This is a genomic window from Gilliamella sp. wkB292 (assembly GCF_001690235.1).
GTDB lineage: Bacteria > Pseudomonadota > Gammaproteobacteria > Enterobacterales > Orbaceae > Gilliamella > Gilliamella apicola_F.
Genome location: NZ_LZGO01000068.1, coordinates 107,707 through 129,949, shown reverse-complemented (window position 1 = coordinate 129,949; position 22,243 = coordinate 107,707). Strand labels below are relative to the sequence as shown.

Sequence of the window (22,243 nt, the reverse complement as noted above, 5' to 3'; positions counted from 1 at the left end):
ATTAAATATTTCAATGACGAATTTAGAAATTTGTTTTGTCACTTTTTATCATTTTGACCGAAGAATATAACAAATTTTTTGTTTTTCTGAAATGGAAAAACTTGTATTTACTGTGACAAAATAATGTTTTTTATAAAATCGATGGTTTTCCTAAAAATTGCATGTGACGACAACCCAAAAAATGACATTACTCAAATATAATTAAAACAACTATTAAAATTGGGTATTATTTATATTTGAGTAACCTATTGAGTTTAAAATTTTAGTTTTAATAATAAGATAACGTTAATCTTTATTTTTCTTTTCGTTGACAAAAAGCATAGCGGTTATACCCACTAAAGTTAACGCCGCGGCTAAATAAAAACCACTATTTAAACTACCTGTTTTATCCGCTATCAATCCAGTAAAATAAGGAGCACAAATTGATGCGCTCATACCAAAAAAGTTGTATAACCCAAAAGCCGTACTAAGCGAAGCTTTAGGCGCATTATCAGCAACTAAAGCTATGAGTACTGGATTCAAGCTTATTTTACCAATAAAACCATATAATATAAGTACTGCAATTAATACAGCATATGATTCACTATAGACAATAGAAAAAATAGCAATTAATGATAATGGCATCATGCATAACACTACCGGTTTACGTCGACCAAGTTTATCCGATATATAGCTACACAACAAAGTACCAATAATTGAGATCCAAGGTACAATTGATGCAATTTGTGAAGCTTGTAATTTATCCATTCCTCTTTCTGCTTCAAGATAGTTTGGTAACCAGGTGATAATGACAAAAAAACCATATATTGAACAAAAGATTGTAATATAAGCTAAAACCAAATTGCGGTTCTTAAACAATTCCGAAAATTTTATAGACTGTGAAACCTGTGTTGCAGTCGGTTTAGCCACTTTTTCTTTAATACACAAAGCCATCAGTAAGGTAACGATTATTATTGGAATAGCAACAACCACAAACGGAAGTTGCCAAGAACTATGGAATACTGAAATCATTACACTTGATAGATAATATCCCATGGCAATACCAAATGACATTCCACTGCCAATAATAGCACTGCCTAACGTTATCCATTTTTTAGGAATAGCTTCTGATGATAACGCATATTGTGGTCCATAATAGCAGCCTTGTGCCGCACCAGCTAATATCCAAAGAATCAAAAAGATTATGAAAGAAGGAGCAAAATATATTGATGCAATAAAAATGGCATATAACGTGAATCCTGTCACAAGCACACGCTTGCGACCTATTTTATCGCCCAATATACCTGAAGGTATTTGAAATACGGTATAAGCAAGGAAAAACAGGCTCATTATACCGCCAGTTTCAGCCTTATTTAAGCCAAACTGAGTTTGTAATTCACCAATAAGCGGGCTTAAAACTGATCGCCCAGCATAAATAACAATCCAGCCCAAAAAGAAAATGATAACTAATTTAATCCAATAAGCATTTGGAGTAGAGTTTTTTGAATCACTTGCCATGTTACTCACCTTACCGTTGCATAAAGTAAATATCATCTTATGATAACGTCAAAAAAATAAATTACTCGCACATCACAATTATGAGTATTTTTAATAAAAAAACATCGATTATAAAAAAATAATTAACAATCATTCGATTTTAATGAAACAACAAATCGTGCACCACCCAACGGACTTGTCACCACAAATGCTTTGCCATCGTGAAATTCAGCCATTAGTTTTACGTAAGCTAAACCAAGACCATAGCCGCCCGTTGAGCGAGTTCGACTGGTATCTAACCGCGCAAAAGGCATAAAAATTTTTTCTCGAGCATCAAATGGAATACCTGGACCATCATCATCGATTTCAAACACAACGCCATTTTCTTGTTTGGTGATATTTAATACCGCTTTATGTGCTGCATATTTAAAAGCATTTAGCAGTAAATTTTTGACAATGGTTTCGGCTAAATTTGTATCAATCACAGCTTGAACATCTTGGCTATTACACACTAACTCAAAGTCTTTTGGTTTGAATAATGCGAGTGATTGGCAAACTTTTTCGCTCCACTGTTTGAGGGATACCGCTGTTAAATTTAGCTCAATATTACTCTGCTGCATTTTAAAGTAACTTAAACTAGCATTAATTAACGTTTCAAGTTCGTTAATATCATCATTCATACCTTTTTGTAGTAATAACCGTTCTTGTTCGTCGGTTGACTCTTCAAGCATGCTAAGTTCAAATCGCATACGTGCTAATGGGGTTCGAAGTTCATGCGCCATGGCATGTGAAATAGTTTGATTGGTGCCAACTAAATGTTCAATATGTGTTCCCATGTTATTAAGGACATTAGCCAATGGCTGAAATAACCAACCTTTGACATTTTCCGTTCGCGCCTTAAGATTACCCTGCCCTAACTGCTCAGCTGTCTGTCTTATATTAACTAAATCTTTCCAGACCGCACTAAAAGCAAAATAGATCAAAATAAAGAAGATAATAGCGCTAAATAATGCCCATATAATTAAAAAAACACTGAGTGACATAGTGTTAGATTTTAAAATGTCACGCATGACCATTGGACCAAGTTCTAATAAATTACCATCTTTTAAATCGATGTACACCACTTCTCCATCACCATCATACGAAAAACCTAATTTTTTTAACTCGTTGTGTACAGTTTCAGGCAGTGGCGTATTAGAGGGTAAAATGGTTATTGGATAACCAAAATAGGGTTGTAATTCACTAACCACTTCTTGAAGGGGGCGATTTTTATTTTCATTAATGCGCATGCGTATCAGATTGACTGTGCCTCGTTGTGACTCACGAAACACAATATGATCATCTGGCATATCGGTTAATGATGAGGGTAAAGAATCAAAGACTAGTAATGCACCATAAGCAATGATACATTGCAATGAAAGCAAAATGACCAGATAAAATACAATGCGGCGATTAAAAAAAAGCGGTTTTGCTAATAATTGGCTCAATGATTATCCCCTTCTCGCATAAATAAATAACCTTTGCCTCTTACTGTTTTAATGCGTGATGGATTATCGGGATCATCAAGTAATTTTCGACGTAGCCGAGAAATCCGAGCATCAATGGAACGATCACTACCATCAAAATCAATTCCTCGAACTTGAGAAAAAATATCATCACGAGTCAATATATTACCGGCATTAACAGCGAGTAACCAAAGCAAATCAAATTCAGCGGTGGTTAAATCAATTTCTTGATCTTGTAATAGCACCTTACGATTTTCACCATCAATAGTAAGATTATCAAAAACTAATGTTTTGTTATTAAGCGGAGTGGTCGCTTCTTTACTGCTATCTTTGTCTAATTCAATCTGTTTTCGCCGGAGCAGCGCTCGAATACGAGCAAGTAGTAATCTTGGTTCAACAGGTTTAGCCAAATAGTCATCGGCCCCCAGTTCTAAACCGACAATTTCATCAATATTATCTTCACTTGCTGTCATAATAAGAATGTAATTATTAAACCAAGTACGTATATCACGGCAGATATCGAAACCAGATTTTTCGGGCAACATGACATCTAAAATGACTAAATCGGGATTAAATTGTTGAATTTTTTCTTCTGCACCATTACCACTATTATGCCATTGAACAAGATAACCTTGTCGAATCAAATAAACTTGTATTAAATTAGCAAGTCGCTGGTCATCTTCAATAATTAGTATACGTTCACTCATTCTTATTCTCAGTATGGTAACGGTAAGTAGAAAGGTCTTATTATACAGGCAATTTTATTCTCGTTACAAAATATATACAAAGAGCCTACAAAGTTTGAAATCACTCTATGAGAAAATTTGCGGCAATATCGATAAATAGGCTATTTAATTTCAAAAATGAATAATTTTTCATCAATTACAAGTCATCTATTTCATCCATCTTATTCACAACATCATACACCAATCGTGTTGTGTGATTTTGATGGTACCATTAGTGTTAAAGATGTAACAGATACTTTACTCAATCATTTCGGTAAAGATGGATGTGACGAGCTTGAAGAGTTATGGGTGAATGGTAAAATCGGTTCTCAAGAGTGCATGAGTAAGCAAATTGCTTTAATGGATGCCAGTTTAGCAGAACTTAATGAAGTTTTATCACAAATTGAAATAGATCCAACCTTTAAAGCATTCATTGATTATACTGATCAAAACAATATACCCGTTCACGTTGTCAGCGACGGATTAGATTATGCAATTGAATTTGTGTTAAAACGTCATGGCATTGAAAATTTACCTATTTTTGCTAATAGATTATTACACGATAATAAACGTAGCTGGCGTCTTGAGTTTCCTTATGCTAATAAGGATTGCATTAAACAAAGTGGAAATTGTAAATGTAATCACGTTAAGAAACAGCAATATTTTCCACAAATTCTTTATGTCGGTGATGGAACGTCTGATTATTGTGTTTCTCATAATGTCGATTTTGTTTTTGCCAAAGATAAATTGATTCATTATTGCCAAAAAAATAATATTGAGCATAGTGCTATTAAATACTTTTCTGATGTTACCCAAGCTTTAAAACAGTCACAGCAAGCACTTATTCCAACTGTGATGGTAAAATAATAGGAAATAATAATGAGTACAATTCAAGATTTATCTTACTTTTTACCAGGTAATAAAAATGGGGTGCTTTTAATTCATGGATTAACGGGTACACCAAATGAGATGAGAATTTTAGCAAATGGCCTACATAAAGCTGGATTCACCGTTTATGCAATACAATTAGCTGGCCATTGTGGGACTGAAGCCGATCTTTGTAAAACCACTTGGCAGGATTGGTATAAAAGCGTACAAGATGGCGCAGATTATTTAGCCAATCATGTAGATAATATTTTTGTGGCTGGATTATCTATGGGCGCACTTCTAGCTTTAAAGTTAGCAGCTGACAGACCTGAACAAATCAAAGGAGTTGGTGTACTTGCGCCCACTTTTTATTATGATGGTTGGAGTATGCCTTTTTGGGCAAAAAAATTCTTTTTCTTACTTGTCTATTTTAAAAAATTAGGTATTTTTCAAAAAGTTTCTTTTATTGAAAAGCCGCCTTATGGGCTTAAAGATGAACGAATTCGTGCTGTCGTTTCAGAAAGTATGCTTAGTGGCGATGCGGCGTCTGCCGGTCTTGCTGGTAATCCTTTCCCGGCGCTAGCTGAAATGCAACTATTGGCAAAAAATGTGCGACAAATTTTACCGAATGTTACCTCGCCTTGTTTAATTATGCATTCGGGTAATGATGATATCGCTAATATTGAAACCAATGCCAAATTAGTTGAAAAGCATGTGTCGGGACCTAAAAAATTAATCGTATTAAATGAGAGTTATCATTTAATCACAATTGACTCTCAACGCCGCGAAGTGATTAAAGAATGTGTTTCTTTTTTTAACGGTATAGTAGAAGGAACAAACACTTAATGTCACCACTAGTCATCATACTTTGGGTTAGCAATATCTGTTTTGATACGTTAGGGCAAATCGCCTTCAAATTCGCTGCAACTTCAACAAATAATCGTGACGGTTGGTACTATTGGATCGATTTATCAAAGAATCATTGGATTTGGATTGGTATTATATCCTATGTTGCTGAATTCCTACTTTGGTTAGCATTTTTAACCTTAGTTCCACTGTCGCAGGGTGTTTTACTGGCCTCATTTAATATTATTACCATCATGTTGGTTGGTCGTATTGTTTTTAAGGAGCTTCTCACCTTTCATCGTATTGTTGGTATGCTTTTAATCACTGCTGGCGTTATTTTTGTGGGATTGTCTTAATATGGCTAGATTTTATTTAATTGGATTCACAGTATTACTCATTTTTGATACGATTGCACAATGCAGCTTTAAATTAGCAGCAATTCACGCTGAACCTTTAGCGATGAGTATTGATTGGCTGGTTCGCGTATTTACTAATCCATGGATCTATATATCAATTGCTGGTTATATTTTCACGTTTTTTACTTGGATGACTTTACTAAAAAAAGCACCAGTTGGACCCGCTTTTGCCGCTTCTCATTTTGAAGTGGTAACAGTTATGATCGCATCAATTTGGTTATTTAATGAGCCAATAACCTTATTTAAATTGATTGGAACAATATTAATCGTGTCAGGAATTGTGTTTTTAGCGATAGCTGAAAACAAATTAACTCAACAAAACAATCATTAAATTCAACCTAAATTATTAAACAAAAAAGTGTAGGTGATTTTTTATTAAAACACCTAACTTTCAATCTCATTTTTTCAATTATATTGCTAATGCTTTTAACAAGGTCAAATTAAGTTGATGTTGTTCGCTTTGCCAAGCTTGTAGCTTATCAGTCGGTATGATTGGTTGTTTATCTAACGAACTTAAAAAACGCTTAAACCAGTTTGATGGTTGCCATATTGACAATTCTCCGGTGATATCACTACCAATAACACGCTGTTTAATCGATGAAATAACATCCATTAAGTGGTAAGTCTGTAACTGACCTTGATCCCAATTGGTATGAATAACCTCTTCACTTAATACATCTTTATCGATCGATAAATAAACTGGTTCTGCATTGTGGTACTGTTCAGATAAAAAACTCGCAATAAGATCATCTGGAGTAGAAAAATGCCGAAAAGCATGACCTAAACCTATTTTTTTTGCCCATGACACATTAACACCTAGGCTCCAGTAAGTGAGTTTTTTATGAAAAAGTGGTTTCCATCTATTTTCCCAAAAATGACTAATGCCAATATCATGTGAAGTAATACCTAATACGTGCACGTGTTTAACAAACGGTAAGCTTGCGACATAACTTACCCATGAGCCACAATGAATACCAAATAAGTAACGCATATTATCGGGATGATTATCAAAAATTATCACTTCAATGGGATTTTCTGCTGAGTAATATTTCGCTAAACGCGCAATCAATAATAGTGAGATATGATGATAATCCCCGCTTCCCATCAAAACTGTACCATAATGCTCAGGTAAAAATTGTTGAAGTTGTGCGCTAAATTGTTGAAATTTAGTTCGAGAGCATCCAAAACGCAGAGTCTCTTGCCAAGCGGTTAAATCTATTTTTTTAGCATCACTAATTTCACCGACACTTTGATCAAAGTCGAGAATTATAGGGCATTTCATGCTACTTTCTCCTTGTCACTTTCAAAGTGACCAATCAATTTACGTATTACCACTCTTAATAAAGGATTACGGATATAAACTAAATGCTTTGTTAACGTAAATTTGGCACCAAGTGATGCTTTAACTTCGGGATCAGTCCAACCGGCAATATAGTGACTAAAGCCATTCTCAACTGCATATTCAAGATTAACAAACCAACTGACAAAATAGAGATTGAGATTTTGAGCTTGGGGGTAAACCATACCAATATATTTATCAATTAACATGTTATTGACCACATAGCAGATATTGTAACCAATAAGTTCATTTTCATGATAATAAGTAAAAATACGTGTTTGAGCAGATTTGTTCTGTAATAATTGCACAAAAAATGGTTTAGTTAACAAATCAAAATGGACGTCACTTTGCTGATAAACATTAAGATAAAGCTGATAATACTTATCTAAAACAGCATCATTAAAAAAACATTCATCACCACTATTTAAAACATTAATCTCTAGCTTTTGGCGAGATTTTAATTTCCGCCTAAAATTTTTTCGACGACTATATGAAAAACGTGAAAAAACTTCATCTAAGCTATCAAAATCTATAGGTAACCAAGCTAATGCTTGTCCTTCAACTTCAATAAAACCTTGATTTTTTAACGCCGATATAAATTCGGCAGAATATTGATTATCTTTATCACTCAATAAGGGGGAAGACAAAGGTAAATCTTTAACAATAACAAAAGGATATTCTTTGCTGTAACTCGCTTTTAGATTACCCGCTAATTTTTTTGCATCAACTTTATCATTGAGCATTCCATATTCAGAGACAGTTGTCCCAACAAAACATGTTTTAGGTTGTAACCAGTGCCGCCATTTTTTGGATAGTGGTAATTTTTCAATTTTATTTTTGAAATTATCATCAGCTGTTGTCAATAAATCGAACTTTGCTGAAAAAACAGGCACACCACCATCACTTAGCCAAGCAGCAAAATTATGTGGAGGATGATTTAAAAAATTGTCTATTAATTCATTAGGTTCTAACTGATTAATATATTTCATAACGATATAAATGTTAACTGATTGAATTGAATAAGAGATCCCGCTAATAGCCATTAGCGGGAAAATTTAGAAATAATGGATTAAAGCTCTTTTTTAGCTCGAGTAATTAACTGATCCAGTAATTCGATACCTTGATCAATCTCTTGACGAGTAATGTGTAACGAAGGGGCAAACGTAATTACGTTTTTGTAATAACCACCGATATCAAGCACTAAGCCCATTTTGGTACCTTTCCAATCAAGATCACCAGACATACCAATGTCTACCATTTTATCAACCAAAGCTTTATTGGCAGTAAAACCATCATCAGTACAAATTTCAGCACGAAGTGCTAGGCCTAAACCATCTACTTCACCGATTTCTTTGTGTTTTTTCTCTAGTGTTTTTAAGCCTTCAAGGAAGTATGCACCGCTATCCATTACCATTTTTTCGTAATCAGTTTCAGACGTCATTTTTAATACTTCAAGACCAACGGCTGTACCTAGTGGATTTGATGCAAAAGTTGAATGCGTAGATCCAACAGGGAACACTTCAGGATTAATTAACTCTTCACGAGCCCACAAACCACCTAATGGATTTAAACCATTAGTTAATGCTTTGGCAAATACCACCACATCAGGTTTAACATCAAAATGTTCAATTGACCATAATTTACCAGTACGGTAAAAGCCCATTTGGATTTCATCTACAACTAATAAAATACCATATTGATCGAGAACTTTTTTCAAACCCTTAAAGTAATTACGTGGCGGAACAATATAACCACCTGTTGCTTGTAGTGGCTCAGCATAAAATGCAGCATATTCAGCCTGTCCTACTTTTGGATCCCATACGCCATGATATTCTGTTTCAAATAGACGAGCAAATTCAGCAACTAAATGTTCACCATACTCTTCAGCAGTCATGCCTTTAGGACGGCGGAACGGATATGGGAATGGAACAAACATAGCACGATCACCAAAATGTCCATAACGGCGACGATAACGATAGCTTGACGTAATTGAAGAGGCACCCAGTGTACGTCCATGATATCCACCTTGGAAAGCAAACATCAGTGACTTACCACCTGTTGCATTACGAACAACTTTTAGTGAATCTTCAATACATTGTGAACCACCAACGTTGAAATGAACTCGACCTTGATAACCAAATCGCTGCTCCATACCTTGAGCAATGGTTTTTGCTAATTCGATCTTGGTTGGATGCAAATATTGGCTTGCACACTGTGGTAAGGTATCAATTTGTTTTTTTAGAACATTGTTTAATCGTTCATTAGCATAACCAAAGTTACATGCTGAATACCACATTTGTAAATCAAGGAAGGCTTTACCTTCTTTGTCGTACATGTAGCTACCTTCACAGCCATCGAAAATTTTTGGCGGTTCAACATAATGAACGGTATCACCAAAAGAGCAATATTTAGCTTCGTCGGCCAATAGAGTAGCATCATCAGGGCGACTGTTAATCATTTCTAAAGTTGGTTTACTCATAATTTATCTCACTAATCCATATTCAAATATGATAAAATGTGGCATTATTATTCAAGAAATTTGTTTGTTACAATGTACAATTAATGTATAGATTTTGTGACCATTCATTTTAATTCAATCAAAACAAAAATATTCGACCAGATAATGGCATTAGAAATTTAATGGGTATAAAGAAAATGAAAAAATCGCGCTGTGCTACTTATATATTTACACTAATGACTTTAACATACATACCTATTGCTTCTGCTGATCCAACTTCTATTGGAATTGGAGCAGGTTGGGCAACATCACCATATAAGAGTTACAGCTCGAAAATTTATCCAGTTCCACATATTGATTATGATAACGGTGTATTTTTTATCGATGATTTATCTGCAGGTGTTTATGCATATCAGGCCAATGGACAAAGTCTTTCAATTGGTGCTCGCTATTTAGCTAATGAATTTAAACCTCATGATTCTGATAATCATCGCTTAAAACAATTAGATACTCGACATTCTACTCTACTTGCAGAAATCGAATATTCAATTGATACTGACTTCGGCAGTTTTTCTAGTAGTGTTGGTACCGATGTTCTTAATGAAAGTAACAGCATTTTAGCTAATGCTGATTATAGCTTACCTTACCTAGAGGGTAATTTAGTTATAGTACCAACCATTGGTATCAATTGGGCAAACAGCAAACATAACGACTATTACTATGGTGTGTCTCACAGAGAATCATCTCGCTCTGGATTACGTTATTTTAATGCTGATAGTTCAGTAACCCCTTATGCTGAAATCGGCGCCCAATATTCATTAACGGATAATATTGCTACTTTTGGTGGTGTTCACGTTGATAAATTAACCGGTGATGCTGCCGATAGTCCAATGGTAGACAGCAGTACAATTACTTCTGTTTATATGGGGCTATCTTATAAATTCTAAATAATTTGATCTATTTCAGAATTAAAGCGGATGATAAAACAATAGACCAATCGTATTATTATAGTACGCTTTATTTACGACAATTATGGTAAAATAGTTATCCTAAATAAAACTTAGGAAGTGTAATAACATGCTTTGGTTTAAAAATGCCATTATTTACCAACTTAATAATGACACCTTACTAAATAAAGACACTATTGAAAAAGCAGTCAAATCCCAACTTTTTACACCCTGTGGTAACCTTGATACCACTAAAATAGGTTGGGTATCACCTTATCGTGATGACAATCAAGATAATTTAATTATTGATATCAATGGACAATTCTTATTACGTATAAAAAAAGAGACAAAAATATTACCTGCGCCAGTTATCAAACAAGCATTATTGGAAAAGATAGATAAACAAGAGCAAACATTAAGTAGAAAATTAACTAAAAATGAGAAAGCGACATTAAAAGATGAGGTCATGATTGATCTCATGCCTCGAGCCTTTAGTAAATATAATCACTATTGGCTTTGGGTTGATACCGACAATAAACGTATCATTGTCGATAGTAGCAATTTTAAACAAGCCGAAGATATTTTAGCTATTTTACGTAAAGAGTTAGGTGCACTTGCCTTAACACCGTTATCAATTGATAAACCGCTAGAACAAATATTAACAACTTGGGCTAAAGAAAAACTTAGTTTTCCACCTTTTATATTAGGCGATCAAGCTGAATTGAAAGATCCGCTTGAAGGAAATGGCATTATTAGTTGTAAAAATCAAGATATCACTAGTGATGAAATGCTAATTCATTTTGATTCAGGAAAATGGATCACAAAAATGAAAATTATTGATGATAGAGGTGTGAATTTCATTGTACACAGTGATTTGACGTTAAAAAGAATCAAGTTTGATTCTATCATTTTAGATGAAAATGAAGATATTGGCTCAGATGAATTTGATAAGCGTCTCGAAGCTGATTTTATTATTATGTCAAACGTTTTAGCTAATACCATTAATGAGTTTACACTCGTGATTAACAAAATTATTTGATAATATTATTTAAATATTTTTTTAGTGTTGTATTATAAACTCTAGCTTTGCATATAAAGTATGCTATAATCACAAAAGATTATGTATAGCATAATTTACTTGAAGATAAATTATTATTAGTTTATTTCAAATAAACTTAAATAAAAACAAACTAAACAACGTCTATAACAACATATAAGTTGAGGCAAGAAAATGAAAAAAACAACTCTAGCTCTAGCAATCGCAGTTGCAAGCTTAACAGCTACTGCAGCTAATGCAGCATACGAAGACAACACTTTTTATACAGGTGCTAAATTAGGTTGGGGAGAACTCTATAGCTTAGATGCTCATAAAGTTCGCGGTGATGATGAAATTGGCATCAAAACTTCAGATCGTAGCAACGTTGCTGGCGGTGCATTTGTTGGTTTCCAAGCAAACCCTTATTTAGCATTTGAATTAGGCTATGATTGGTTAGGTTCAGCTAAATATAAAAGAACTTGGTCAGATGATAATACTAAAGCAGGTAACAGCAAAGTATCTGCACAAGGTGTTTCTTTAACTGGTAAATTAAGCTATCCATTATCATTCATCTCTGACGATTTAGATGTTTATGGTCGTGCTGGTGGTATGGTAACTATCGCTAAATGGAAAAATAGTGGTGATTATAAAGACTACTATGGTCATGGCGGCACTAAAACTGATGTATCACCAGTTTATGCATTAGGTCTTGATTATCGCTTCGACGAAGACTTCTCTACTCGTTTAGAATACCAATACACTCAACATATTCATACTAAAAGTGATGCATCACCTGATTCAGGCTTGTTAACTTTAGGTATTACTTACCGTTTAGGTTCTCCAGCAGTTGCTGCTCCAGAAGTTGAAGTTAAAACTCAAGAAAACCGTTATGTATTAAACGAAGATGTTCTATTTGCTTATGCAAAAGCTGATTTAAAACCAGAAGGACGTCAAGCACTTGATAACCTATTAACATCTCTTGTTAAAATTAACCCAACTCAAAGTGCAATCGTTGTAATTGGCCATACAGACCGTATTGGTTCAGACAGCTACAACCAAAAACTATCTGAACAACGTGCACATTCAGTAATGAAATACCTAGTAGAAAAAGGTGTTCCAGCTGATTTAATTAGTGCTCGTGGTATGGGTAAATCTCAACCAGTTACAGGTACTAAATGTAATGCACTTCGCGGCGCTGACTTAAAAGCATGTTTAGCACCAGATCGTCGTGTTGAAATTGAAGTTAAAGCACGTAACGTTAAAGAAGTGAAAGTGATCGACTCAACCAATTAATTTTGATTGATTTAATCACTAAAACCCGGCATCAGCCGGGTTTTTTATTTATAAGATTTGGTTAGTAACTAAATAATATATCACCTTCGATCTATAAATTACCCACAAAAAAGATTATAATCAGTACTGTTTTGTTAGTAATTATAATTAAAGGGGTTATTGTGCCTACCGCTATTTGGCAAGATTGTCTTTCTCAATTACAAGAAGAACTTCCGACAACTGAATTTAATTTATGGATTCGGCCATTGCAAGCGGAAATGGTTGATAATAAACTTTATATCTATGCCCCAAATAGATTTGTGCTCGATTGGGTTCGAAATAAATATCTCTCAACTATATCACAACTATTAAATAAACATTTCAATAACGATTCTTTAAAGCTATATCTTGAAGTTGGCTCTACGTTATCAATTGATAAAAAAGTAAAAAAAGAACAACCGAAAGCTGATCTGGCTCCTGCATGGAAAACAACCAAAGAAAATAATAGTAACCATAGTTATCATTCAGGAATCAATCAAAAACATACCTTTGATAGTTTTGTAGAAGGCAAATCTAACCAACTTGCTGTCGCGGCGGCAAAACAAGTTGCTGAAAACCCAGGTAAAGCCTATAACCCATTATTTTTATATGGATCAACGGGTTTGGGTAAAACACATTTATTGCACGCAGTTGGTAACCAAATAATTGAAGAACAAAATAATGCTAAAGTTGTTTATATGCATTCGGAACGATTTGTGCAAGATATGGTCAAAGCATTACAAAATAATGCTATTGAAGAATTTAAAAATTACTATCGATCAGTCGATGCGTTATTAATTGATGATATACAATTTTTTGCCAATAAAGAGCGTTCACAAGAAGAATTTTTTCATACTTTTAACTCATTATTAGAAGGTAATCAACAAATTATCTTGACATCTGATCGCTATCCTAAAGAAATAAATGGTGTTGAAGATCGTTTAAAATCACGTTTTGGCTGGGGACTAACAATAGCAATAGAACCGCCAGAACTTGAAACTCGCGTTGCAATACTAATGAAAAAAGCAGAAGAAAATCATATAAAGTTACTTGAAGAAGTGGCATTTTTTATTGCTAAACGCTTACGCTCTAATGTACGAGAACTAGAAGGTGCATTAAACCGAGTTATTGCTAATGCTAATTTTACAGGTAAAGCGATAACGATTGATTTTGTTAAAGATGCGTTAAAAGATTTACTCGCATTGCAAGAAAAACTCGTTACTATTGAAAATATTCAAAAAACTGTGGCGGAATATTATAAAATTAAAGTATCGGACCTATTATCTAAACGCCGCTCTCGCTCTGTAGCAAGACCTCGTCAAGTTGCGATGGCATTAGCGAAAGAATTAACCAATAAAAGTTTACCTGAAATTGGTGATGGATTTGGTGGCAGAGATCACACTACCGTTTTACATGCATGTCGAAAAATTGCAGAATTAAAAGAAGAAAACAATGATATTAAAGAGGATTATTCCAATTTAATTCGAACATTATCAACTTAAAAAAGAATCAACATTATGAAATTTATTATTGATCGCGAAAAACTTATTAAACCACTGCAACTTGTCAGCGCACCTTTAAGTAGCCGTCCAACGTTACCCATTTTAGGTAATTTATTATTACAAGTGAACGATAATACTTTATCAATGACAGGCACCGATCTTGAAATCGAAATGATTGCGCATTTACCTTTAACTGAAGCAAATGAACCGGGTGCGACAACAGTCCCAGCAAGAAAATTCCTCGATATCTGTCGAAATTTACCCAATAATGCGCAAATTTCGATAACCGTTGACGATAATCGATTAATAATTCAATCGGGTCGAAGTAAATTTTCCTTAGCAACCTTACCAGCTAGTGACTTTCCTAATTTAGAAAATTGGCAAAGTGATGTTGATCTTGCGGTTCCGCAAAAAACAATAAAACGACTTATTGATGCTGTTCAATTTTCAATGGCTAATCAAGATGTAAGATATTACTTAAATGGTATGTTATTTGAAATTGAAGACGGACTATTAAAGACAGTTGCAACTGATGGGCATCGTTTAGCCGTTTGCGCTCAACCAATTGGTCAAAATATTGCTAGCCCTTGCTCAGTGATTATGCCAAGAAAAGGCGTGATAGAACTTGCAAAATTAGTTGCCGATAATGAAGAACCGATCAATATGCAAATTGGTAATAATAATTTACGTGTTAATCTTGGCGATTTTACCTTCACCTCAAAACTCATCGATGGTAGATTTCCCGACTATAAACGCGTATTACCTAGAAACCCAGATAAACCACTTGAAGTATCTTGTGATGAATTAAGAAATGCATTATCTCGCGTGGCAATTTTATCCAACGAAAAATTTCGTGGAATAAGATTATACGTACATAATGATCAGATAAAAATTACTGCCAATAACCCAGAACAAGAAGAAGCTGAAGAATTAATTGATGTTAAATATCAATCATCAGAACTCGAAATCGGCTTCAATGTCACCTATTTATTAGATATATTAAATACTCTAAGATGTGATAGCGTACAACTTTTATTAACTGATGCAACATCCAGTGTTCAAATTGAAGATATCAATGATCAATCTGCTACATATGTTGTCATGCCAATGCGCTTATAATCATAACTTCTCTTAGCTTCCGATCCAGTCGGAAGCCTTATTTAATACTATATGACAATTTCACAAATCAAAATTCATCATTTTCGTAATATTGATCATGCCGAGTTATCGTTATCTCGGCATTTCAACTATATCATTGGTGATAATGGTAGTGGAAAAACAAGCCTACTTGAAGCAATATACATGCTTGGACATGGCCGAGCATTTAGGCATATTCAATCCAATCGGATTATACAACATGAACAACCTGAATTAATTTTATTTAGCCAAATTGAATCTGCCAATCAACAAACCCGCACAATTGGCTTATCAAAAACACGCAATAATGAAAATAAAATAAAAATTGATGGTGATGAAGGTTTTCGGCTCACTGATTTAGCAAAACTATTGCCTATTGAACTCATTACGCCAGAGGGTTTTGATTTACTCACTGGTGGTCCTAAATATCGACGAGCTTTTATCGATTGGGGCTGCTTTCACCATTATCCCGAATTTGTCTATCTTTGGAACAATTTAAAACGATTATATAAACAGCGTAATGCGTTATTAAAACAATCTTATAACTATAACCAACTATTACCTTGGGATAAACAGCTAGTTCCGGTTGCTGAAAAAATAAGCCAGATTAGGGCTGATTATACTCAACATATTTTTCCAGAAATTATAAAAACCTGTGAAGATTTTCTACCTGAATATCAATTAAATTGCCTGTACTATCAAGGTTGGGAACACAGCAGTGATTATGCAGAAATACTTTATAAGCAATTTGAACGAGATAAATTAATTAATTATACCTCACAAGGTCCACATAAAGCAGATATCAAATTGCGAGTTGACAACATTCCCGTTGAAGATCTTTTATCACGTGGTCAGTTAAAACTACTCATGTGTGCTTTACGTTTATCACAAGGTGAGTATTATTCAAAACAAACAGGGCAATCATGTATCTATTTAATTGATGATTTTGCTTCTGAACTTGATAACAATAAACGAAATCTATTAGCAAAACGTTTAAAACTTGCAAATTCACAAGTGTTTATTACAGCCGTTAACCAAGACCAAATAACCCAGATGATCGATGAAAATGATAAGATTTTTAACATAAAATCTGGTATAATTTCATAATTGTACGAAACGATAAAAGAAATTAAATAGGTCAAAAAATCCATGTCTAACTCTTATGATTCATCTAGTATTAAAGTGCTTAAAGGGCTTGATGCAGTCCGCAAACGTCCTGGTATGTATATTGGAGATACCGATGATGGAACAGGCCTTCATCATATGGTTTTTGAAGTCGTTGATAATGCCATTGACGAAGCATTAGCGGGTTACTGTAACCATATCGAAGTAATCATTCACCCTGATAATTCTGTATCCGTTCGTGATGATGGACGTGGTATTCCAACCGGTATTCATAAAGAAGAAGGTATCTCAGCGGCTGAAGTCATCATGACTGTTTTACATGCTGGTGGTAAATTTGATGATAATTCCTATAAAGTATCGGGTGGTTTACACGGTGTTGGTGTTTCGGTAGTTAATGCTTTATCTGATAAATTAGAACTTGTCATTTATCGTGAAGGAAAAATACACAAACAAACCTATCATTTAGGTGTGCCAGAAGAACCACTTAAAGTTATTGGTGAAACCACTGAATCAGGGACTTATGTTCGTTTCTGGCCAAGTCCAAAAACGTTCACCAATATTGAATTTGTCTATGAGCATTTAGCAAAAAGGCTACGTGAACTATCATTTTTAAATTCTGGCGTTTCTATTAAATTAATTGATGAACGTACAGGTAAAAGTGAACACTACCATTATGAAGGTGGTATTAAAGCATTTGTAGAATATTTGAATAAGAATAAGAATCCAATTCATCCTAAAATATTCTACTTTAGTACCGAAAAAGATAATATTGGTGTTGAAGTTGCATTGCAATGGAATGATGGTTACCAAGAAAATATCTACTGTTTTACTAATAATATTCCTCAACGTGATGGTGGTACCCATTTAGCCGGTTTTCGTGGCGCCATGACTCGTACACTAAATAATTACATGGAAAGCGAAGGATACAGTAAAAAAGCAAAAATTAGTGCCACCGGTGACGATGCACGTGAAGGGCTTATTGCTGTCGTATCTGTCAAGGTTCCTGATCCTAAATTCTCATCACAAACAAAAGACAAATTGGTTTCATCAGAAGTTAAATCAGCAGTAGAATCGGTTATGGGTGAAAAGTTAACCGAATACCTACTTGAAAATCCTTCTGATGCGAAAATTGTTGTCGGTAAAATTATTGATGCAGCCAGAGCGCGTGAAGCAGCACGTAAAGCACGTGAAATGACTCGACGCAAAGGTGCATTGGATTTAGGCGGTTTACCAGGCAAACTAGCTGACTGCCAAGAAAAAGATCCTGCTTTATCTGAACTTTATTTAGTGGAAGGGGACTCTGCGGGTGGTTCAGCCAAACAAGGACGAAACCGTAAAAATCAAGCAATTTTACCATTAAAAGGTAAAATTCTAAATGTTGAAAAAGCTCGCTTTGACAAAATGCTCTCTTCTCAAGAAGTCGCAACATTAATTACAGCATTAGGTTGTGGGATTGGTCGTGATGAGTATAATCCAGATAAAATGCGATATCATAGCATTATCATTATGACCGATGCCGATGTCGATGGTTCACATATTCGCACATTATTACTCACGTTTTTCTATCGTCAAATGCCTGAAATTATTGAGCGTGGTTATGTTTATATCGCACAACCTCCACTCTATAAAGTTAAAAAAGGCAAACAAGAACAATACATTAAAGATGATGATGCAATGACACAATTCCAAATTGCATTAGCGTTAGAAGATGCCTCATTACATGTTAATGATCATGCTCCTGCACTTGCTGGCGAAGCGCTTGAAAAACTGATTGCTGAATATCAAAAAGTTGAAAAACTCATTACCAAAATGGAACGCCGTTATCCTAAAGCGTTACTTTCTGAATTGGTTTATCATGATGTTTTAGATGAAAAGATTTTACAAAATCAACAATCAGCACAACATTGGGCTAAAACCATTATTGATAATTTAACCAGCAAAGAACAACACGGTAGCAGTTATCGCTATTCTGCTGATTATAATGATAAAACACAATTATATGTGCCAGTAATTAAAGTAAGAACACATGGTGTTGATAATAACTATGCATTAGATCAAGTGTTTATTCATAGTAATGAATATCGTAATATTTGTCATTTAGGTGCGCAATTAAAAGGTTTACTGGAAGATGGTGCTTTCATTCAACGAGGTGATCGCAAACAGCCAGTTAACTCATTTGAAGAGGCAGTAGAATGGTTAATCAAAGAATCACGTCGTGGTTTAACCATTCAACGCTATAAAGGGCTTGGTGAAATGAACCCAGAACAGTTATGGGAAACAACTATGGATCCAACCAGCCGTCGCATGTTACAAGTGACCATAAAAGATGCAATCGAAGCTGATCAGCTGTTTACTACCTTAATGGGAGATGAAGTTGAACCACGTCGCTTATTTATTGAAGAAAATGCGTTAAAAGCGGCTAATCTTGATTTTTAACAGCCTATCAGCCCTATTACAGATAACAAAAAACCAGATAAATATCTGGTTTTTTTTATTGTGATGGCTAAAGCAAGTTATACTTATCTTTTAAAATAAGTTAATGCCTTAATTGTCTTTATTGGCAAACAGGTCTATTTATTTTCAAATCAGACACCGCATTGTTCATCTGTTTAATCATATCTTTTGGGCTCTGAGCGATATAGACCTTCCCTCCGGTCATATCCGCAACACAATCAATTTTATGTTCGCCTGCTATATCGACAATATTAATTTTCAATTTTGGTTTCTGCGTCGAAATATAATTCGCTAAAGTACAAATATTGTTCTTTGAACAGCTATCTTCACCATCACTGATGATCAAGATATAATCATTACGATTCACACCATCTAGCATACTACTCGCTTTTTCAAGTCCACTATAAAGTGGTGTTCCACCCCCACCAGCACCTGATGGATTAAGTCTAGTGATATTATTTTTTAAAATACTACGACCAGCATAATCATAAAATTGCGTAAAATTTGCCGCCGGACAGCGATTTAACGTGACAAGCGATATACCAATATTGGGTTGTATTTTATCGATACTAGATAACGCTACGCTTTTACTTGTCGATAAACGGCTCGGTAAACGCGTCATTTTTTTCTGATAATCAGCCTTTTCCTGTTCGGACATATAACGAGGATAACCATAAGACAGGTATTGAAAGAATTGCTCAACTTCTGCTGGCGATTCAGCTAAAGTTGCTGTCATCGATAGAGAATTATCAAACACAATAACCATTTTTGATGGATTCGGATTGTTCTTTATCTCATCTTGGGTGATACAATTAGGCGGATTTTTAACCTTAGGTTTTGGTTTAACTTTCGGTACTTCTTCAGAATTAATTACAGGCTCTGGCTCTATAGCAGGTACGGGAGCAGGTTCTGACGTAGCGACAACTTGCGGCTCTTTCGGAGGTTCCACTACCGGAGCCGGTTTAGATACAGGTTCAGGTTTATTGACTAATACTGGCGGAATAATAATTAACTCAGGTACAGATTTCACCTTGTTTTCTGATGAAGATGGATAAAAAAAGTACCACAATAGGCTCAATAATCCTAGTAATAGCAATGCCAAAATTAACCAGTACCACCAACGCCAAAATGATTTTGAAACCGTAACAGGGGGAATAACCGGTTGCGATAAAACGGGTTTTTCCAGATCGAAAATAATAACGGGTTCATCATTAATAACAAAAACTTGATTGGCTAAGTTTTTTATTCTAGGCAACCATGAAACTATCAATTTTTGTTGTTCATCATTTAAAGGAATTGATTTAATCGCCGTTTCAATATCATTAATTCGCGTGGTTAATGTATCTTTTATTTTTTGCTTATGCGATTCATCTGCAACATTATCAATTAATATCGGTTGCCCTTCAAGATTAGTATACCAACCTAAATAGTCATTGTTACTCATAAGTTTAGGTATAGCAAAAATGGAAAAAGTGCGTTCTGTCAAATGCGGTTTTAACAACGATAACACTAAGGAGTATTGCTCCAATAAAGCCAACTTAGTTGAATCATTATGATCAATTGAAATCCGGGTTATTCGTTGCATTATTCACGCATTTCCTTCTATTTTGAACATAGAATAAACAAGCTTATTAACTCAAGGCTGTTTTTATCAACAACATCAAAAATTTATTATCGCTTTACACTACTCACAAATCGGTTTACTAATATTCATATCAGACACAGCATGATTCATTTGATTGACAATTTCTGTTGGATTTTGTGCTATGTAAACTTTACCACCAGTACTTTGAGCAACACAGTCAATTTTATGTTGCCCTGCAATGTCGACAATATTAATTTTCAAACGTGGTTGCTTAGCCGCTATATTACTCGCTAACGTACAAATATTACTTTTCGTACAATTATCATCACCATCACTAATAATTAAAATATAGTCATCGCGGTTTACGCCATTAAGTAATTTACTGGCTTGTTGTATACCACTATAAAGTGGCGTTGCGCTGTTATATTCTAACGGATTTAATTTATTGATTTTATTTTTTAACTTTGATCGATTAGTATAATTATAAAATGATGTAGTTTGAGCGACCGGGCAACTTGTAAGTGTCACTAATGCGATATCAATATTTTGCTGTATTTTATCAATTGTGGATAATGCCACTTTTTTACTACTTGATAACCGATTAGGTAACCTAGTCATCTTTGCTTCATAAGCGTTGGCTTCACTTTCTGACATGGAATTCAAATTAGTTTTTAAATATTGATCTATTGCGGATTTTGACTCCATTAATGTCAATGTCATTGATGCTGAATTATCAAATATTATTACCATTTTAGATGCGTCATTATTATTGGCGACGTCTTCTTTTCGAATACAATTTTTAGCTACTGGCTCAGGCACAGGTTGCAGAACAACAGGTTCAGGCTCTTTCGTCGGTGGTTCAACAACAGGGGCTGGTGGCTTGTTAACTAACACAGGCGGAATAATTATTAACTCCGGAATAACATCAGGCTTTTTATCTTTATTAAATGGACAAAAAAAGTACCATAACACGCCTAAAAGTCCTAATAGCAATAATGCCAATAATAACAAATACCACCATCGCCAAAATGATTTTGGGGCAACCTCAGGCGTAACCGGCGTAGGTTTGGGTAAAATTGGTTCTTCAAAAGAATTAACAATGACAGGTTCACCATTAACAATATAAATTTGATTACCTAAACTTTTAATTCTTGGTAACCAAGACGAAACTAATGTTTGTTGCTCACTATCTAAACGCATTGACTTAACGGATAATTCAATATCGTTGATCCGTGTTTGTAACGTTTCAGTAACTTGTTTCTTCACAAGTTCATCATTAACATTACTTAGTGAAGTAGGCTGTCCTTGAAGTTCGGTGTACCAACCTAAATATTGATTATCATCAATTAGTCGAGGCGTCGCAAGAATTGAAAATGTTCGTTCGGTTAAATGAGGTTTTAGCAACGATAACAAAGAATTATATTGATCCAATAAAGCCATTTTTTGTGAATCATTAGAGTCAACTATAATCCTTGCTATTCGTTGCATGCGTAATATATTCCTTAAATATAAGT

Annotated in this window: 19 protein-coding genes; 11 read left to right on the top strand and 8 right to left on the bottom strand. The window is 34.5% G+C overall.

The window, feature by feature from the left end; translation table 11 throughout:
- Window positions 1-285: 285 nt before the first annotated feature.
- From A9G09_RS09225 to A9G09_RS09215, 3 genes are all read right to left on the bottom strand, one after another.
- Window positions 286-1,497: an MFS transporter gene (locus A9G09_RS09225; RefSeq protein ID WP_065634532.1), complete on the bottom strand. Its 1,212-nt coding sequence runs from the start codon at window positions 1,495-1,497 to the stop codon at window positions 286-288.
- A 122-nt stretch (window positions 1,498-1,619) separates the two neighbouring features.
- Window positions 1,620-2,963: an ATP-binding protein gene (locus A9G09_RS09220; protein WP_065634531.1), complete on the bottom strand. Its 1,344-nt coding sequence runs from the start codon at window positions 2,961-2,963 to the stop codon at window positions 1,620-1,622.
- The gene (locus A9G09_RS09215; RefSeq protein ID WP_065634530.1) at window positions 2,960-3,688 is read right to left on the bottom strand and encodes a winged helix-turn-helix domain-containing protein; all 729 of its coding nucleotides are present in this window, start codon (window positions 3,686-3,688) and stop codon (window positions 2,960-2,962) included. The genes A9G09_RS09220 and A9G09_RS09215 overlap by 4 nt, the downstream gene beginning before the upstream one ends.
- Before the next feature lie 156 nt (window positions 3,689-3,844).
- On the opposite strand from A9G09_RS09215, the gene A9G09_RS09210 reads away from it, so the two are divergent.
- The 4 genes from A9G09_RS09210 to A9G09_RS09195 are packed head-to-tail and all read left to right on the top strand — an operon-like array spanning window position 3,845 to window position 6,166.
- A complete protein-coding gene (locus A9G09_RS09210; RefSeq protein ID WP_081297533.1) occupies window positions 3,845-4,573 on the top strand; it encodes an MtnX-like HAD-IB family phosphatase in 729 nt (242 codons plus the stop codon).
- Between the two features lie 12 nt (window positions 4,574-4,585).
- The gene (locus A9G09_RS09205; protein ID WP_065634529.1) at window positions 4,586-5,419 is read left to right on the top strand and encodes a carboxylesterase; all 834 of its coding nucleotides are present in this window, start codon (window positions 4,586-4,588) and stop codon (window positions 5,417-5,419) included.
- A complete protein-coding gene (locus A9G09_RS09200; protein WP_065634528.1) occupies window positions 5,419-5,775 on the top strand; it encodes an EamA family transporter in 357 nt (118 codons plus the stop codon). Before A9G09_RS09205 ends, A9G09_RS09200 begins: the two co-directional genes overlap by 1 nt.
- A 1-nt stretch (window position 5,776) precedes the next feature.
- A complete protein-coding gene (locus A9G09_RS09195; protein ID WP_065634527.1) occupies window positions 5,777-6,166 on the top strand; it encodes a multidrug efflux SMR transporter in 390 nt (129 codons plus the stop codon).
- A 78-nt stretch (window positions 6,167-6,244) separates the two neighbouring features.
- Here the strand turns inward: A9G09_RS09195 and A9G09_RS09190 are convergent, their stop codons facing one another.
- From A9G09_RS09190 to A9G09_RS09180, 3 genes are all read right to left on the bottom strand, one after another.
- Window positions 6,245-7,117, bottom strand: coding sequence for an arginase family protein (locus tag A9G09_RS09190; RefSeq protein WP_065634526.1), 873 nt, complete (start codon window positions 7,115-7,117; stop codon window positions 6,245-6,247).
- Window positions 7,114-8,163 carry a GNAT family N-acetyltransferase gene (locus A9G09_RS09185; protein WP_065634550.1) on the bottom strand — a complete coding sequence of 350 codons (1,050 nt, stop codon included), beginning with the start codon at window positions 8,161-8,163 and terminating at the stop codon, window positions 7,114-7,116. Before A9G09_RS09185 ends, A9G09_RS09190 begins: the two co-directional genes overlap by 4 nt.
- Window positions 8,164-8,243: 80 nt before the next feature.
- Window positions 8,244-9,632 carry an aspartate aminotransferase family protein gene (locus A9G09_RS09180; RefSeq protein WP_065634549.1) on the bottom strand — a complete coding sequence of 463 codons (1,389 nt, stop codon included), beginning with the start codon at window positions 9,630-9,632 and terminating at the stop codon, window positions 8,244-8,246.
- A 197-nt stretch (window positions 9,633-9,829) separates the two neighbouring features.
- On the opposite strand from A9G09_RS09180, the gene A9G09_RS09175 reads away from it, so the two are divergent.
- The 7 genes from A9G09_RS09175 (at window position 9,830) to gyrB (ending at window position 19,126) form a co-directional block, all read left to right on the top strand.
- Window positions 9,830-10,579 (top strand): MipA/OmpV family protein, encoded by a 750-nt coding sequence (locus A9G09_RS09175; RefSeq protein WP_176700970.1) that lies wholly within the window; start codon window positions 9,830-9,832, stop codon window positions 10,577-10,579.
- A gap of 130 nt (window positions 10,580-10,709) precedes the next feature.
- Window positions 10,710-11,618: a recombination-associated protein RdgC gene (locus A9G09_RS09170; RefSeq protein WP_065634525.1), complete on the top strand. Its 909-nt coding sequence runs from the start codon at window positions 10,710-10,712 to the stop codon at window positions 11,616-11,618.
- 192 nt (window positions 11,619-11,810) lie between these two features.
- Window positions 11,811-12,908 carry a porin OmpA gene (gene ompA / locus A9G09_RS09165; protein WP_065634524.1) on the top strand — a complete coding sequence of 366 codons (1,098 nt, stop codon included), beginning with the start codon at window positions 11,811-11,813 and terminating at the stop codon, window positions 12,906-12,908.
- A 161-nt stretch (window positions 12,909-13,069) separates the two neighbouring features.
- Window positions 13,070-14,428: a chromosomal replication initiator protein DnaA gene (dnaA, locus tag A9G09_RS09160; RefSeq protein ID WP_065634523.1), complete on the top strand. Its 1,359-nt coding sequence runs from the start codon at window positions 13,070-13,072 to the stop codon at window positions 14,426-14,428.
- 15 nt (window positions 14,429-14,443) lie between these two features.
- Window positions 14,444-15,547 (top strand): DNA polymerase III subunit beta, encoded by a 1,104-nt coding sequence (dnaN, locus tag A9G09_RS09155; RefSeq protein WP_065634522.1) that lies wholly within the window; start codon window positions 14,444-14,446, stop codon window positions 15,545-15,547.
- A 51-nt stretch (window positions 15,548-15,598) separates the two neighbouring features.
- Window positions 15,599-16,672 (top strand): DNA replication/repair protein RecF, encoded by a 1,074-nt coding sequence (gene recF, locus A9G09_RS09150; protein ID WP_065634521.1) that lies wholly within the window; start codon window positions 15,599-15,601, stop codon window positions 16,670-16,672.
- A 42-nt stretch (window positions 16,673-16,714) separates the two neighbouring features.
- Window positions 16,715-19,126, top strand: a complete 2,412-nt coding sequence (gene gyrB, locus A9G09_RS09145; RefSeq protein WP_065634520.1) for a DNA topoisomerase (ATP-hydrolyzing) subunit B — start codon at window positions 16,715-16,717, stop codon at window positions 19,124-19,126.
- A gap of 118 nt (window positions 19,127-19,244) precedes the next feature.
- Here the strand turns inward: gyrB and A9G09_RS09140 are convergent, their stop codons facing one another.
- Window positions 19,245-20,729 (bottom strand): hypothetical protein, encoded by a 1,485-nt coding sequence (locus A9G09_RS09140; RefSeq protein ID WP_065634519.1) that lies wholly within the window; start codon window positions 20,727-20,729, stop codon window positions 19,245-19,247.
- Between the two features lie 99 nt (window positions 20,730-20,828).
- Window positions 20,829-22,217: a VWA domain-containing protein gene (locus A9G09_RS09135; RefSeq protein ID WP_065634518.1), complete on the bottom strand. Its 1,389-nt coding sequence runs from the start codon at window positions 22,215-22,217 to the stop codon at window positions 20,829-20,831.
- Window positions 22,218-22,243: the final 26 nt, after the last annotated feature.

Excerpts from the sequence above, each read along its gene's own strand:
- A9G09_RS09225 (WP_065634532.1), bottom strand. The coding sequence starts at position 1,497 with ATGGCAAGTGATTCAAAAAACTCTACTCCAAATGCTTATTGGATTAAA.
- A9G09_RS09215 (WP_065634530.1), bottom strand. The coding sequence starts at position 3,688 with ATGAGTGAACGTATACTAATTATTGAAGATGACCAGCGACTTGCTAAT.
- A9G09_RS09210 (WP_081297533.1), top strand. The coding sequence starts at position 3,845 with ATGAATAATTTTTCATCAATTACAAGTCATCTATTTCATCCATCTTAT.
- A9G09_RS09205 (WP_065634529.1), top strand. The coding sequence starts at position 4,586 with ATGAGTACAATTCAAGATTTATCTTACTTTTTACCAGGTAATAAAAAT.
- A9G09_RS09200 (WP_065634528.1), top strand. The coding sequence starts at position 5,419 with ATGTCACCACTAGTCATCATACTTTGGGTTAGCAATATCTGTTTTGAT.
- A9G09_RS09195 (WP_065634527.1), top strand. The coding sequence starts at position 5,777 with ATGGCTAGATTTTATTTAATTGGATTCACAGTATTACTCATTTTTGAT.
- A9G09_RS09190 (WP_065634526.1), bottom strand. The coding sequence starts at position 7,117 with ATGAAATGCCCTATAATTCTCGACTTTGATCAAAGTGTCGGTGAAATT.
- A9G09_RS09185 (WP_065634550.1), bottom strand. The coding sequence starts at position 8,163 with ATGAAATATATTAATCAGTTAGAACCTAATGAATTAATAGACAATTTT.
- A9G09_RS09180 (WP_065634549.1), bottom strand. The coding sequence starts at position 9,632 with ATGATTAACAGTCGCCCTGATGATGCTACTCTATTGGCCGACGAAGCT.
- A9G09_RS09175 (WP_176700970.1), top strand. The coding sequence starts at position 9,830 with ATGAAAAAATCGCGCTGTGCTACTTATATATTTACACTAATGACTTTA.
- A9G09_RS09170 (WP_065634525.1), top strand. The coding sequence starts at position 10,710 with ATGCTTTGGTTTAAAAATGCCATTATTTACCAACTTAATAATGACACC.
- ompA (WP_065634524.1), top strand. The coding sequence starts at position 11,811 with ATGAAAAAAACAACTCTAGCTCTAGCAATCGCAGTTGCAAGCTTAACA.
- dnaN (WP_065634522.1), top strand. The coding sequence starts at position 14,444 with ATGAAATTTATTATTGATCGCGAAAAACTTATTAAACCACTGCAACTT.
- recF (WP_065634521.1), top strand. The coding sequence starts at position 15,599 with ATGACAATTTCACAAATCAAAATTCATCATTTTCGTAATATTGATCAT.
- gyrB (WP_065634520.1), top strand. The coding sequence starts at position 16,715 with ATGTCTAACTCTTATGATTCATCTAGTATTAAAGTGCTTAAAGGGCTT.
- A9G09_RS09140 (WP_065634519.1), bottom strand. The coding sequence starts at position 20,729 with ATGCAACGAATAACCCGGATTTCAATTGATCATAATGATTCAACTAAG.
- A9G09_RS09135 (WP_065634518.1), bottom strand. The coding sequence starts at position 22,217 with ATGCAACGAATAGCAAGGATTATAGTTGACTCTAATGATTCACAAAAA.